At 46.4% G+C, this 14,602-nt stretch carries 15 protein-coding genes; 1 reads left to right on the plus strand and 14 read right to left on the minus strand.

Annotated elements, in window-relative coordinates; translation table 11 throughout:
• Positions 1-13 precede the first annotated feature (13 nt).
• The 11 genes from BQ9856_RS20760 to BQ9856_RS20810 all read right to left on the minus strand — a co-directional run bounded on the left by BQ9856_RS20760 (position 14) and on the right by BQ9856_RS20810 (position 11,132).
• Positions 14-1,036, minus strand: coding sequence for a LacI family DNA-binding transcriptional regulator (locus BQ9856_RS20760; RefSeq protein ID WP_077612705.1), 1,023 nt, complete (start codon positions 1,034-1,036; stop codon positions 14-16).
• Between the two features lie 152 nt (positions 1,037-1,188).
• Positions 1,189-2,829: an ABC-F family ATP-binding cassette domain-containing protein gene (locus tag BQ9856_RS20765; RefSeq protein WP_077612706.1), complete on the minus strand. Its 1,641-nt coding sequence runs from the start codon at positions 2,827-2,829 to the stop codon at positions 1,189-1,191.
• Positions 2,830-3,035: 206 nt separating this feature from the next.
• Positions 3,036-3,692, minus strand: a complete 657-nt coding sequence (locus tag BQ9856_RS20770) for a hypothetical protein (protein WP_077612707.1) — start codon at positions 3,690-3,692, stop codon at positions 3,036-3,038.
• Positions 3,693-3,793: 101 nt separating this feature from the next.
• A complete protein-coding gene (locus BQ9856_RS20775; protein ID WP_077612708.1) occupies positions 3,794-4,558 on the minus strand; it encodes an amino acid ABC transporter ATP-binding protein in 765 nt (254 codons plus the stop codon).
• A 12-nt stretch (positions 4,559-4,570) separates the two neighbouring features.
• A complete protein-coding gene (locus tag BQ9856_RS20780; RefSeq protein ID WP_077612709.1) occupies positions 4,571-5,221 on the minus strand; it encodes an amino acid ABC transporter permease in 651 nt (216 codons plus the stop codon).
• 74 nt (positions 5,222-5,295) lie between these two features.
• Positions 5,296-6,180 (minus strand): amino acid ABC transporter substrate-binding protein, encoded by an 885-nt coding sequence (locus BQ9856_RS20785; RefSeq protein ID WP_139348804.1) that lies wholly within the window; start codon positions 6,178-6,180, stop codon positions 5,296-5,298.
• An 85-nt stretch (positions 6,181-6,265) separates the two neighbouring features.
• Positions 6,266-7,864, minus strand: a complete 1,599-nt coding sequence (locus tag BQ9856_RS20790; RefSeq protein WP_077612711.1) for a hypothetical protein — start codon at positions 7,862-7,864, stop codon at positions 6,266-6,268.
• Positions 7,865-7,873: 9 nt separating this feature from the next.
• Positions 7,874-9,163 carry a dihydroorotase gene (locus tag BQ9856_RS20795; RefSeq protein WP_077612712.1) on the minus strand — a complete coding sequence of 430 codons (1,290 nt, stop codon included), beginning with the start codon at positions 9,161-9,163 and terminating at the stop codon, positions 7,874-7,876.
• Positions 9,164-9,239: 76 nt separating this feature from the next.
• Positions 9,240-9,986 carry an MBL fold metallo-hydrolase gene (locus BQ9856_RS20800; RefSeq protein WP_077612713.1) on the minus strand — a complete coding sequence of 249 codons (747 nt, stop codon included), beginning with the start codon at positions 9,984-9,986 and terminating at the stop codon, positions 9,240-9,242.
• A 147-nt stretch (positions 9,987-10,133) separates the two neighbouring features.
• Positions 10,134-10,460: a hypothetical protein gene (locus tag BQ9856_RS20805; protein WP_077612714.1), complete on the minus strand. Its 327-nt coding sequence runs from the start codon at positions 10,458-10,460 to the stop codon at positions 10,134-10,136.
• A 345-nt stretch (positions 10,461-10,805) separates the two neighbouring features.
• Positions 10,806-11,132 (minus strand): MmcQ/YjbR family DNA-binding protein, encoded by a 327-nt coding sequence (locus BQ9856_RS20810; protein WP_077612715.1) that lies wholly within the window; start codon positions 11,130-11,132, stop codon positions 10,806-10,808.
• A gap of 109 nt (positions 11,133-11,241) precedes the next feature.
• Here BQ9856_RS20810 and BQ9856_RS20815 point away from each other — a divergent pair, with 109 nt between their 5' ends.
• Complete coding sequence (locus BQ9856_RS20815; RefSeq protein ID WP_077612716.1) at positions 11,242-11,811, plus strand: nitroreductase family protein; 570 nt, start codon at positions 11,242-11,244, stop codon at positions 11,809-11,811.
• Positions 11,812-11,884: 73 nt separating this feature from the next.
• Here BQ9856_RS20815 and BQ9856_RS20820 read toward each other — a convergent pair whose 3' ends face one another.
• From BQ9856_RS20820 to BQ9856_RS20830, 3 genes are all read right to left on the minus strand, one after another.
• Entirely contained in the window at positions 11,885-12,265 is a 381-nt protein-coding gene (locus BQ9856_RS20820) for a zinc ribbon domain-containing protein (protein WP_077612717.1), read from the minus strand.
• Between the two features lie 185 nt (positions 12,266-12,450).
• The gene (locus BQ9856_RS20825) at positions 12,451-14,025 is read right to left on the minus strand and encodes a flagellin N-terminal helical domain-containing protein (RefSeq protein ID WP_077612718.1); all 1,575 of its coding nucleotides are present in this window, start codon (positions 14,023-14,025) and stop codon (positions 12,451-12,453) included.
• 109 nt (positions 14,026-14,134) lie between these two features.
• Positions 14,135-14,338 (minus strand): carbon storage regulator, encoded by a 204-nt coding sequence (locus BQ9856_RS20830; RefSeq protein WP_077612719.1) that lies wholly within the window; start codon positions 14,336-14,338, stop codon positions 14,135-14,137.
• Between the last annotated feature and the right edge of the window lie 264 nt (positions 14,339-14,602).

Consider the following 14,602-nt stretch of genomic DNA (forward strand, 5'->3'; position numbering starts at 1 on the left):
TTATGCCCTAATTTTAAATTTTTATTTGTGCTGATTGTACAAGTTCCCTGGAGGTTGATTCACGTATTACCAGCCTTGGAGAAAGGTGAATCAATTCCTCTTCCATATTTCCATTTATTCCATTCAGCAGCATGCCTACCGCACTCTTTGCAATTTCTTCGATCGGTGAGGCCACGGAAGACAACGTTGGAATCATCTTTCTGGCTAACAGGGTATTGTTATAACCGCATACAATCACATCTTTCGGCACTTCCAGGCCATATTCTGTTAATGCCTTTATGATGTCACTGGCAGCGATATCGCTGTGTGCAAACCAGGCAGTTACTTTTTCGGGATCATGAACTTTAAAATACTGGCTGATGATTTCATAGACCCTTTGATTTTCCACCGTCTCATGTTGATTGCATTCCAGAACAGCTTTTAATTTCAGCCCGTTCTTTTCAAGCTCTGAACGGAATCCTTCTAATTTGTTATTTCCGGCCAGGGATCTTATGGGGCCTATATAACCGATATTTCTGTGTCCAAGCTCACAAAAATGCCTTGCTACCTGAATCCCCCCTTCCTCTGAGCTGATAATAATATTCTTCTTTTCCGTCCGCTTAAAAAGGCTGACCATGGGAATGCTTATTCCGCTGTATAATTTTTTATTAGGAGTTCCGATCGGCCTTACAATAATCCCGTCTACCTTCCGCCGTTTAAATCCGTTGATGATGCTGGCTTCCCTCGCCTTTTCTCTCTGAGCGTCGCCGAGAATTACATTATATCCATATATTTCAGCCTCATGTACGATGGATGTCATCAAAGAAGCATACAATGGATTGGATAAATCGGAAAATAATACACCGATCAGATTGGTCCTGTTTCCTGCCAGGCTCTGCGCCACCTGATTCGGTTCATATCCCAGCTTTCTTACCCAATACATGACATTGCTCCGGGTTTCCATCGTAATGGATGGATGATTCGATAATACTCTTGATACGGTAGCACGTGATACATGTGCAGCCTTGGCAACTTCCTCCATTGTAACCATGGTCATATCCAAATCCTTTCATTGCGTTTCGTCTTGCCCGCTTTTCTTCTATCATACTATTTTTCTGCTGTTTCCGAAACCTCTTTTCCAATATAAAGTTACAGCCTGGCAATTTTTAAATTGCCAGGCTGCTGCCCTCACAGGAATCCTGATAAAGTCTATTTATTCTCTTCTACCTGTTCCTCGGTCAAGGTAAACACCTGTCTCTTACGAGCCATTTCATCACTTGCCAGGTATTCATCGTAGGTAGTGATCTTGTCGATCAGCTGTCCGTTCACTATCTCCATAATGCGGTTTGCGGTCGTCTCCACGATCTGATGGTCACGGGATGAGAAAATCAAAACGCCCTGGAACTTCACCAGCCCATTGTTTAATGCGGTGATAGACTCCATATCCAGATGGTCCGTCGGCTCATCAAGCATCAGTACATTGGCGCCGGAAATCATCAGCTTGGAAAGCATGCAGCGCACCTTCTCCCCACCGGATAAGACCTTGACCTTCTTTACGCCATCCTCTCCGGCGAACAGCATGCGGCCCAGGAAGCCGCGTACATAAGTAGCTTCTTTTTCCGGGGAATACTGGGTCAGCCAGTCCACGATGGTGTCATCGTTATCAAATTCCGCAGTATTATCCTTGGGGAAATAACACTGGCTGGTGGTAAGTCCCCATTTATAATCGCCTTCATCCGGCTCCATCTCTCCGGCAAGGATTTTAAAAAGAATGGTCTTTGCCAGCTCGTTTGGTCCCACTAAGGCCACTTTGTCCTCACGGTTTAAGGTAAAGGAGATATTATCCAGAATCTTAACGCCGTCAATGGTCTTTGATAAGTTGTTGACGCTTAATACTTCATTTCCGATCTCACGGGCCGGACGGAAATCGATGTAAGGATATTTCCGGCTGGATGGTTTAATGTCATCCAGTTCGATCTTCTCCAGGGCACGTTTTCTGGAAGTCGCCTGCTTGGACTTGGAAGCATTGGCGGAGAAACGCTGGATAAACTCCTGCAGCTCCTTGATCTTCTCTTCCTTTTTCCGGTTGGCTTCCTTCATCTGTTTGACCATCAGCTGGCTGGACTCATACCAGAAATCATAGTTACCTGCATAAAGCTGGATTTTTCCATAGTCGATGTCTGCGATGTGGGTGCAGACTTTATTCAAGAAGTAACGGTCATGGGATACAACGATAACCGTATTTTCAAAATTAATGAGGAATTCCTCCAGCCATGCGATGGCATCTAAATCCAGGTGGTTGGTCGGCTCGTCAAGCAGCAGGATATCCGGGTTTCCGAACAATGCCTGGGCAAGGAGCACCTTAACCTTCTCGGCACCGGTCAGCTCCTTCAGTAATTTATAGTGCAGATCGGTCTCGATCCCGAGGCCGTTTAAAAGGTTGGCCGCATCGGATTCCGCCTCCCAGCCGTTCATGGTGGCAAATTCGCCTTCCAGCTCTGCTGCCTTGATCCCATCCTCATCCGTGAAGTCTTCCTTCATGTAGATGGCATCCTTCTCCTTCATAATTTCATAAAGTCTGGCATTGCCCATGATAACGGTGTCAAGCACCTGGAATTCGTCATATCTGAAGTGATCCTGCTTTAAGAAGGAAAGCCTCTGTCCCGGCGTTATGACGATATCACCGTTCGTCGGTTCCAATTCACCGGAAAGAATCTTAAGGAAAGTGGACTTTCCGGCGCCATTGGCACCGATCATACCATAGCAGTTGCCTTCGGTAAATTTAATATTTACATCTTCAAACAATGCCTTTTTCCCGATTCTTAATGTTACATTATGTGCACTAATCATCTCTGTTTCCCTTTCTGTAATCTGCTTTTATTTCATTATACCGGAATTTCTGTTATTGTCTTTGACTTATCATATTATGCCAAGGTCATCAAAATAGGGGTCTGCTGGCCCCTTCCTCTGTTATCTCTCTTATTGTACATGAAAATCCCGAATTTGCAAGTCTTTTATCAAAAAAGCCCTGTAAATCCGGGATTTTAACCATTTTTTTACTTTACAGCTTCCACCTTTAACGGGAAATTCGATTTGCTGCCCGCATCATAGCTGACTGTTACATACGTCACTTTTACCACGGCTCCGCTGCCGTTGCTGTCACCGGAGGCTTTCCCCAGTACACCGGAATCCTGCCCTTCAAAGTTGTCCTTTACAAATCCAAGCTCTTCCCCGGATTCCGTCTTAATGGTAAAGGTACTCATAGCCTGGTCCACGACGCTTCCCGTCGCTTCCTCTACCTTCATGCTTTCCTGGGAATCCAGTACCAGAACAATCTTTGCATTGGCGGCATCCGAACCGGAGATCTCCCCCTTGTAGATAACAGAAACTTCCACCTCAGGTTCAACGGCATAGGAAGTCTCCACCACCACGTTGCTCAAATCAATTGTAGTCTCTGTATCGCCGTTTAACACGGTCATGCTTTCCATGTTATCGGCAACCTTTGTAACCTTGCCGGTCAGTATCTTAAATTCCGCCCCATCGCCGGGTGCCTCCTGACTTGCCTCTGCGGTGCTTTCCGTATTTCCGGAATCCCGGGCTGTTGTCTCGGTTGCCGTATTCCCTGTACTTTCCGTATTTTTCGTTGATTTTCCACAGGCTGTAAATAAAACGGCCGCACAGACGGCCAACGCCACAATCCATGTTCTTTTCATAAGCATCCTCTTCTTTCTTTCCTGTTTTACCTATGATTTCACATCTAGTATACCATCCGTTTGTGAAAAATCTTTTTCTTTTTTCTTAAATTTTCCATCTTCTACAAAATTTCGCCATACCTTCCCAAAAAGCTCTGGGTCCTCACATTGTTAGACGCGAAAACCTCTTCAGGCGTACCTTCCTCGACAATCACGCCGTCAGCCATGAAGATGACCCGGTCTGAGATATCCCTGGCAAACGCCATCTCATGGGTCACGATGACCATGGTGATCTGCATATCTGCCAGTGATTTGATGACCTTTAACACTTCACCGGTAAGCTCCGGGTCCAACGCGGAAGTCGGCTCATCAAAAAAAAGGATCCTGGGGTTTAAGGCCAGTGCCCTTGCGATGGCTACCCGCTGGCACTGGCCGCCGGATAGCTGGCAGGGATATGCATTAGCCTTGTCCTCAAGCCCCATTTTCCGCAGCAGCTCCATAGCTTCGGCATACACGTCTTCTTTGTCTCTTTTCTGCACATGGACCGGTGCATCGGTAACATTCTTTAAGACCGTCATATGCGGAAATAAATGAAAGTTCTGAAACACCAGGCCGTAATTCTTCTGTATATCCTTCAATTTTTCCTTTTTTGCATAAATGGATGTTCCATCCTTCCCATTCCATGCAGCCTTTTCCCCCAGATAGGTCAGTTCGCCGCCATCCATCTGTTCCAGCATGGTGGCACACCGAAGCAGGGTGGACTTGCCGGAACCGGATGGGCCTATGATGGATACGATCTCGCCTTCCTCTACCGACAGGGAAATATCGCGAAGCACACCCTGGCCGTCAAATGCTTTCTGAACATGGTTCATTTCCAGTAAGTACATCTTTCCTTCCTCCTATTGATAATAGTTCATCCGCTTTTCTATGTACTCCATCCCGACTGCTACGATCAGGTTAAAGACATAGTAAAACAGCCCTGCCGCAACAAAGGGAATAAGGCTGGTCTGGGAAGAAGCCAGAGCCTTGGCAACCGCAAACATCTCCAGGACGCTGATGGTGAAAGCTAAGGATGTATCCTTAACCAGGGTAATGACCTCATTGGTCACAGACGGCAGGATCCGTTTCACCACCTGGGGAAATATGATGCGGAAAAAAGTCTGGGTCCTTGTATAGCCTAAAAGCTTCGATGCCTCATACTGTCCCACAGGCATGGACTGGATTCCGCTCCGGTATATTTCCGCGAAATAAGCCGCATAGTTGACCACAAAGCCAATGAATGCGGCCCATAGGCGATATCCGTTCCCCACCTTCATGCCAAATAAGTAATAGGGACCGAAATACACCACCATCAGCTGAAGCATCAATGGAGTTCCTCTCATGACCGAAATATAGAATTTAACAATGGCTTGTATGACACGATTCTTTGACATCCTTCCAAAGGATACGATAAGACCAAGGGGCAGAGAAAAGACCAGCGTCACTATAAATATCTGGATGCTGACCCACATACCCCCTGCCAGTTGTGAAAGTATCTTCGTTAAAGCCATGATTTCTCCTCCATGTTCTCTTAAAAATGAGATCCGGCCCTTCCTTACAGGACCGGAACCCAATTGAATGATCTTTATTTTCCAATGGCAGTTACATCTTTACCGAACCATTTTTCTGAAATCTTTTTTAAGGTTCCGTCGGCTGCCATTGCCTCCAGCTGTTCCTGAACCTGATCTCTTAAGGCTTCGTTGCCTTTCTTAAATCCTACGCCGTATTCCTCAGCCGCCAGAGCTTCCTCTAATATGACAAAATCCGCTTTTCTCTGCTCGATCTGATAGGCTGCTACGATCACATCCATGGCAACGGCATCAACCGCGCCCATTTCCAGATCCATAAATGCAGTATTGTAATCCGGTGTTGTCTGAAGGGTACCGAAGGTTTCCGCCAGCTTTCCGTCTGCCTGCAGGGCCTTTTCTGCAGAGGAATCCGCCTGTACCTCTACGACCTTCCCTGCCAGATCCGCAAGCGTTTTGATGCCGGAGTCCTTTCCCACTACAAATACCTGGCTGTTTTCCATATAGGGTTTTGTCCAGGTATAGCTGTCTTCACGGCCTGTAATGGTAAAGCCGTTCCAGATGCAGTCGATATTTCCGGATTCCAGCTCCATGTCCTTGGCATCCCATGCAATGGGCTGCGGAACAAAGATTTTGCCAAGGCGGTCAGCCACTTCTTTGGCCAGCTCCAGATCAAATCCGGTATACTCCCCGTTGTCTCCTACAAAGCCCATGGGCGGGAAATCCTGGTCAAAGCCAACCGTAAATGTATTTGCGTCAGCAGCTTTCCCATTCTCCTCCGTCTTCGCTGCCGCAGTGCCCGGGGCCGTAATATCTGCTGCCGTAGTATCTGCCGCCTTAGTATCTGCTGTGGTAGCCGTAACGGCATCCTTCTGCCCGGAACAACCGCTCAGCAGAACTGCAAGCCCCATCGCTGCCGCCGCTTTCCAAACCTTCTTCATAATTCCATCCTCCTCTGAATTTTCATGTGTTACCATGGTAGCACAGTAAAGCGTTTCTGTAAAGAAGAAATTTTTACTTGATCAATGATCAGATTCCCATGTAACTGATGAAAATAATCAGAAGAAATATGACAGCCAGCGCCCCGAAAGTCAGAACCGGGCTTACCGTTCCTCCTGTCAAAGGCTTTTCCGTCTCCGCGAACATTCCCCACGGGCTGAGTTCCAGAACCCCGGGGGGAACAGCCCCTAAGTCTTCCCTGCCCAGATAATCAAGAAATTCTTTCCAGTCCCGTTCCAGGACCCGCTTTCCTTCCTTCCAGTCCTCTATGGCATCCCGTTTTTCTTTTGTAAAAAAGAAACCTCTGTCTTCTTCATCCCGTATAAGTTCCTTTTTCTTTAAATATTGCTGGAAAGCATGCCGGATCCCTTTGTTAACGGTTTCCCGCAAACTACTGGTCGACTGGTAAAGATTCATCATATAATAATAGATCTTATAAGCTGCCTTGGGTTCAAATGTGCGCATATGATTCCCTGTTCTTTTATTATCCCCTGACTCCCGGAAAGCCTTTTGAATATAGAAATCGATCATTTTGTCAACCGCTTCCCGCAGGTCGGAGGACAGACCCTTATCCATTCCGGAAACGGCTGCATAAGTCTGGGATTTTATGGTCATTACCGCCGCCAGAAAGCCATAAAGCTCCGCACTCCCGCCGGAAAGCCCTGACGCCGCAAATAAATTCCCCGCATGATTCATATATCCGGCAAAACGCTCTGCCTGCTCTAAGTCGCCAGGAGCGTAAACCGGATTTTTACCCATAGGAGAAATCGATGCGTCCGCACCGTAAGCTCCTGCCTTTCCTTCCAGCAGGGCCGCGGCCGCTTCCTTCTGCATCCTGGCTGTATATTGTATGTTATTTTTAATGCGTCCCTCACCGGCCGGCTGATAGATGATCCCCTGATGACTGCCGCTTTCCGCATCATTTACCGGAACGTGGATATTTCCCGTACCGCCCGGACCTCCGGCAGCGCCCGATTCTCTCCCGAAACCGTCCGGTTCCTTAAATACCTGCTCCAGTTCCTTATAATCCGGAGAATTTCCCGTCACGCTGCGGTAAAGAGCGGCTTGCAAAGATCTCATGGAATCTGCGGTTCCAAAGCTTTTAAAAAGGGAATGAAGCTCCCCCAGCCGGGTATTCAGCATTTCCATCAAAAGATCCGATAATATCTGATTCAGCGCATCTAACTGGCCTTCCCTCACCCCTGCCGTCGTATTGATGAGAATCTGGCGAAGCAGTTCGTCATATACTGCGGCAAGGTTTAAAAGTTCTTCTTTTACGGGCAACGCCGGAGAAGAGCTCCAATTCAAAATGTCCTGCCACGCCAGATCTGCCTCTTTTTCCCCCCACATCTTATCAAGATCTGAAAGCTCGTCCGGGCTCAGTTTATAATGTCTGCTTTCATCCGATAGCGCGGCTGTATCCCTTTCCGTCCCGGCTTCCCTTGCGCTGTCCTGTTTTCTCTCTTCCTCATCTTCCCCGGTTCTCTGAGTCAGTTCTTCGATAAACCTGCCGTCAGCTTCCAGCTTTCCTCTTAGCACTGCTTCTTCCGCTGCTCTTTGAATATCCTGAGCCGCAGGTTCCCCCTTGGCTGCCGCGGCAGAAGACTGCTCCTGTACCTTTATGTCCATGTCCTTTTCCTAATCTCTTTCATCCTGATAAACGATCCGGCCGCCGCAAATGGTATACTTTACTTTTCCGAACAATCTTTCCCCTGTAAATGGGGAATTGGAGGATTTCGATACAAATTCACCCACCGTCCATTCCTCCTCCGGGTCAAAGATCACCAGATCTGCAGCGCTTCCTTCCTTCACACAGCCGGAATCCAGCTTGTACAGCCTGGCAGGATTCAGACTCATTTTTTCCATAAGCTTAAGCATTGTCAAATGGCCGGGCCTCACAAGATTCGTTACGGCCAGTCCCAGAGCGGTTTCCAGGCCGATGATACCGCTTGGGGCTTCCGTCAGTTCCTTTGCCTTTTCCTCCGGGCTGTGAGGAGCGTGGTCTGTGGCAATGATATCAATGCTTCCATCCTTTAATCCTTGGATAATGGCCTGGCGGTCCTTTTCCGTCCGAAGGGGCGGGTTCATCTTTGCAAGCGTCCCGTGCTTTAATACCGCCTCCTCTGTCAGGGTAAAATGATGAGGCGTCACCTCCGCATACACATGGGCCCCCAGTTCTTTCGCAAGCTTTACCATCTTTACTGAGGCCGCCGAGCTGATGTGCTGGATGTCCACGGCTGCACCGGTGTGAAGGGCGATCATGCAGTCCCTGGCCACAAGGCAGTCCTCTGCCAGCGACGGGGAACCATGGACTCCAAGCTGGCCGGATACCTTTCCGTGGTTGATTCCATTGTTTGTGATAAAAGAAGGATCCTCCTCATGAAAGCTTAATGGGAGATCCAGCCTGGCTGCCATTTCCATGGCCTCCTTTACAAGCTTCTCATCAAGCAGCGGGATTCCATCGTCCGTAAATCCCACCGCTCCATGGGCTTTTAATTCCTCCATATCCGTAAGTTCCATTCCCAGAAGTCCTTTGGATACGGCGGCAGCCTGCAGCACATGGATCCCCGTTTTCTTTCCCTCCCGTCTGACGTATTGAAGGGTTTTTACGTTATCCACGGGAGGTTTGGTATTTGCCATACACACAACCGTTGTAAATCCGCCTTTTGCAGCCGCTCTGGCACCGGTCTGGATATCCTCTTTGTAGGTAAGCCCCGGATCCCGGAAATGAACATGAACATCAATAAGCCCCGGTGCAACCATCAGTCCGGAGGCATCAATCACCACATCTTCTTTTGAAACAGGAGCGGTACACAAATCAAGCTGCTCGCCTATCCCGGCAATTTTTCCATCCGCAATGCAGATATCCGCGTCTCGTTCCACCTGGCTGCCAGGGTCTACCACATGAGCATTTCTAATCCATATCATCTTCTATTCCTCCCTTTCCTCTTTATTTATCGTCCGCTGCTGCTGATTTCTTTGCAGCAATTTCAAAAAGCGGCTCCTATCCGATTTCAAAGGACTCCCCGTCTTTCCGGATATCAGCGATCCTGTCCCGGTAGGGCTCGGAAATATCCATATCCTTTAACCTTTTGATCACGGAAAAATCTCCCCAGCAGTGCATGGGGAAGGCATGGGACATATGGACCTTTCTCATGTATTCATCAAATCCCAGCAGAAAGGCTCCCCCCTGCCTGGGATCCAGAGGAAGAAAGGCCGCGTCAACGTGCATGCCTGCCATCTTGTCCACCTCAGCCGAATATTTCTTTGCCATGCTGTCATTCCAGCTGTCCGGTTCTCCTTCCCATCTCCAGTTGTTTAAATCCCCGGCGTGGTAAATGACCTTTCCCTCCGCTTTTACAAGGAAAGCAACGCCTTCATCGGTAGAACGGAAGGTCAGAACCTGTACATCGCCGTTCCCATCTGCAGGGGTAAGGCCACCGCTGCTTCCTCCCGGAAGCCGGAAATCCTGCCTTTCATCAGGCTTCATGGCGGTCACGTCTTTTAAAAGCTCTTTCGAAAGCCGCCTTCTCCCTATATCAGCCGACAAGATATACCGGGTATTCTCATGAATTTTCTTAAATTCCAGTATTTTTTCGGAATAATGGTCCCCATGGCGGTGACTGGCAAAAACCAGAAGGGGCTTATTATTCTCAAACTCAGGCAATGCACCTTCCGTGTAATCAAATAACAGAGTTACGGTCTCAAGCTCCACCAGAAACGCGCTATGATGGATATAAGTGATTTTCATCCGAAACGACCTCCTTTTTATGGCTATTTGGAAAAATTATATCACAACATCCATCACTCTGCATAGCATAGGAACGCAAAAAAGACGGGGACAATTGTCCCCGCCACGGAAATTCAACTTTCCTGATTGAGCCGATATTCCTGCTGATTAGTTTGCAGCCTTTGTAGATTCAGATACAGTTTTAGCTCCTGCTTCTGCGGATTCAGATTCTTCTGCATCTGCGGAAGCATCTTCGCTGCTCTCTTCGTCAGAAGACTCTTCTAAGGAAGCATCTTCTGTCTTGCTCTCATCTACACCTACAACTTCTTTGGTCTCTTCTTTCGTTGTAACTGCTTCTGTTGTAGCTTCTGTTGTAACTTCAGCCTCAGTTGCTGCTGTTGTCTCAGATGTCTTGCTGCTGCCACATGCAGAGATAGATGCCATTGTTAAAACGGCTACGCCTGTAAGTACAAGTTTCTTTGTTGTTAACTTCATAATTATTCTCCTCCTTTTTACAACTACATAGGTGTTATTGGTTAATATGTTTGCCGCGACTTCATGTTGTCCTATGTCCTTGAAGTCGAGTCCAAGTTTAACACCTTAAGAATATAAAGTCAATGACCTTTCCATGATTTTTTTCTTAATAAAAATCAGGTAAATTCTTAAAAATTATTACAATTGGCGCAGGGAGTCATAATTGTAAAGTTATGAAAATATGCTCTTGAATTTTTTTTATTCGAATTGTTTTAATTTTGTCTACTCCAAAATATTGATAATTTTTTATTGAAAAATAATGTATTTTTGTAATATTTTACCACATTCCTTTACGGAACCGGAATATCATGAGGTTAAATCATAGCTTTCCCCAATCATCCGCCTGATATCCTGATCGGGTACGGTTCCGTCAAGAAGGACCGTATTCCAATATTTTTTATTCAGATGATACCCCGGCAGCACGCCTGGGAATGCATTTCTCCAGAATTCCACCCACTCCGGGTCGCATTTTAAATTGATGCAGGCAAGTCCATTCCGTTCATAGATCCAGGCAAATACCTTTTTATTTTTCCGGTGCCGGATAACCGCCCATTGATGGTCACGGAACGGGTAGTCTTCGTAAACCTCCGGGTAGCTTAAGCAGTACGTAATCAGTTCCTCTTTGGTTTTCATAACGGTTTCTCCCTTCTTTCCTCCGGTCCATTGCGGATTGTTTCAATTCCTGCTATACTTTTTATATAAGTAAACGGATAAAATCCATACAGAACAGGAGGAAATTTATATGTTGAAAGATCTGGTTTTCAAATGCCGCACCTACCGCCGGTTTTATGAGGATGTGGCCATTTCCATGAAAGACTTAAGGGATCTGGTAGATTTAGCCAGGCTCACCGCCTCCACGGCTAATTCCCAGGCACTTAAATTCCGGTTATGCAACACACCGGAAGACAATGCCAAAGTATTTGATACTCTGGGCTGGGCCGGTGCCCTTCCGGACTGGGACGGCCCGGGGGAAGGGGAACGCCCCTCTGCCTACATCATCATCCTATGCGACTTATCCCTCGGCAAGAACAAGCTTTATGACGACGGTGTCGCAGCCCAGACCATGATGCTGGGCGCAGTGGAAAAGGGATACGGGGGATGCATATTGGGGAATGTACAGAGAACCCGCCTGGCAGAAGCGCTTCACATTGATCCTTCCCGGTACTCCATTGATCTGGTTCTCGCTCTTGGAAAGCCAAAGGAAGAGGTGGTCATCGTCCCCGTTAAGGAAGACGGTGATATCCGTTATTACCGGGATGAAAATCAGGTACATTACGTTCCCAAAAGAGAGCTTGATGCCATTATTGTTTAATCACCATGTTATAAAACCAGCCGGCTTCCTTACTTCCAGGGCACCGGCTGTTTTTAATCCCCTTCCTCTGTATCTAAAAACGCTGTCCGCATTTCGGGCAGTATTCAAAGTCTTCTGTTGTTTCATAACCGCAGTTTAAGCAGCGCTTCCGGTTCCATTCCGCCGTCCTGCGTCCGGACTGCACCATGGTTAAATCCTGCTCTCCGATGTCCACAGACTCTCCGCGGTTCAGTTTTTTCCCTTTTTCCGGATTCAGTTCGTATACCGTATTACAGCAGGACATCTGGACATAATAATGCCGGTTCCATTTAAAGACAGGAATAAAAAACAGGCTGAAATAGTGATAGGTCATAAACACCTGGTATCTGCCATAGCCTCCGCACAGGCTGCAGATCACGGTCTTGGTATAATCAAGCATCTTCTTTCCCTGGCTCATGCCGCATATAAAAAACATAACATTCCTCCTGAAATGATAAGCAGGTTCCTTTTAAAACAGGATCAGCCCTTCTTAAAAAGAGTATAACACAAAATGGGAATGCCTCATAGATAATTTTGTCCGAATTTCAGGAACTTTAAAAAGGGACCGCCGCACATTCGTGCAACGGCCCCGGATTCTGCCATCGGGCCTTAAAAATTTGATTACTGTAATAACTGAAGAACGCCCTGAGGAATCTGGTTTGCCTGAGCAAGCATTGCCTGAGAAGACTGAACAAGGATGTTGTTCTTTGTATAGGACATCATTTCCTTTGCCATATCAACATCGCGGATCCGGCTCTCTGCAGCTGTCATATTCTCTGAGGTCACGCTTAAGTTATTGATTGTGTGCTCCAGACGGTTCTGAAGAGCACCTAAGTCACCGCGGGTAGAGGATACGGAATTAATTGCGGATTTAACCTTATCAACCGCAGATTTGGCGCCAGCCTGTGTAGAGATATCAATTCCGGAAATTCCAAGTGCTGTTGCACTCATATCTCCAACGTTTACTGTTAACTGATTAAACTTTTCAGCTGTATCACCAATTTGAAGAGTTAAGCCACTTCCCTTGGCTGAAGTGGATTTTCCTGCTTTTAAATTAATGCTTGTATTTGTAGTTGCATCAACCTCTGCTCCAATGCCGGTCTTATTGTTAACCATAGATACCATACTGGCAACTTCTGTAGCATCAGGTTTTCCGGCAGCATCAGCTACGGTAATATAATTTACATCAGCATCCAGCTTTTTCGCTCCATCAGCTGTCGCAAAAGCAAACTTCTGACCGTTAATCTCAAAAACATGGTCGGATGCATCCGTTCCCGCTGCTCCGGTATAACCCAGCAATTTCTGTGTATCCATCTGATAATATGCATCGGTACCTGCAGTATTTTTCAAGGAATTGCCAGCAATTGCACCGGTTACGGAAGCACCGGCATCATCCTTTACGTCGACTTTATAAATTTCCAGCTTGTTATCTGAACCCGCTTTATTCGCCTCTATTTTGAATTTATCACCGGCAGTAGTGGATACGGAAACATCTGAGCCAAATGCATCCTGAAGTGCTTTTTTAAGAACAGCATCGTTATCACCCGCACTGGCACCAGCTGCTGTAAAGCTTACGTTCTTGCTCTGCAGGCTGCCACTGGCATCACTATATGTCACATCAAAACTATACGTTTTACCAGCTGTAAGCTTTGTTGAATCAATATCAAAGGCTGAATTAGTCTTCTCTGCCTGCTTTAATGTAAGTACATCCGGTTTGTTCGCTAAAGCGCCATACTTCACATCAACCGCAACATTTGCACTTGAAGAAGAGCCAAGAGAACCATCCAGCAGCTTAATGCCATTGAAATTAGTTCCTTCAGAAATACGGTTAATTTCATCTGTTAAAGATGAAACCTCCTTCTGCAGATTCTCACGGTCAACCTCATCCTGATAAGTACCGTTAGCAGACTGGTCTGACAGCTCGACCATACGGTTTAACATGGAATGAACCTCTGTCAAAGCACCTTCTGCGGTCTGGATCAGAGAAATACCGTCATTGGCATTTTTCTCAGCAGTCTCAAGTCCTGTAATCTGTGCTCTCATCTTTTCTGAAATAGCAAGTCCTGCTGCATCATCTCCGGCGCGGTTAATCCGGTAACCGGAAGACAGCTTCTCTAAGCTCTTGGATACGGTGCTGTTGTTGCTTGATAAATTTCTGTAAGAGTTTAAAGCTGCAATATTGTGTTGGATTCTCATAAAATTTCCTCCTTGGTTTATGACGGGGACTTCCTTTTCCCCCTGTTTTTTTATCTATTCCAAACTCCTCATTCGGGCCCTGAATGATAAGCTGAAATCATGTGTCATCTCACCATCTCATACTCTTTTCCCTCAGACGCTTTAAGCAATGGGGCATGGGATGGCGCTGTTCATAAATCTCGCCTCTCACAATGGAGATTTCTTTTGGAGCGTCAATGGCGAGCCGTAGGTCCCCGTCTGCGGAGACTACCTGAATGACGATATCCCCATTAATGACAAGATACTCGCCTGGATTCCTTCCCAAAGATAACATTCGCATCACCTCCTTGTCTTTTGCGAACCAAATATTGTTAAAAAAATAACTTATTTACAAATCTTCCCAGAATGTGTATTACAACAAGCTATTATGAAAGCATGAAAGGCAGATTCTTACAGGAAAATAAAAAATAAATTTTAAAAAAACACTTATTAAATAATTCTTACTGACGATATTAAAAACAGAATGTAAATCAAGCATTTATAAGGCTGGAACTGTGTATAAATTAAAGTTCCTATGTTCCTATAATACACATTATAA

The sequence above is a fragment of the Clostridium sp. Marseille-P2415 genome, from assembly GCF_900155545.1.
Lineage (GTDB): Bacteria > Bacillota > Clostridia > Lachnospirales > Lachnospiraceae > Lacrimispora.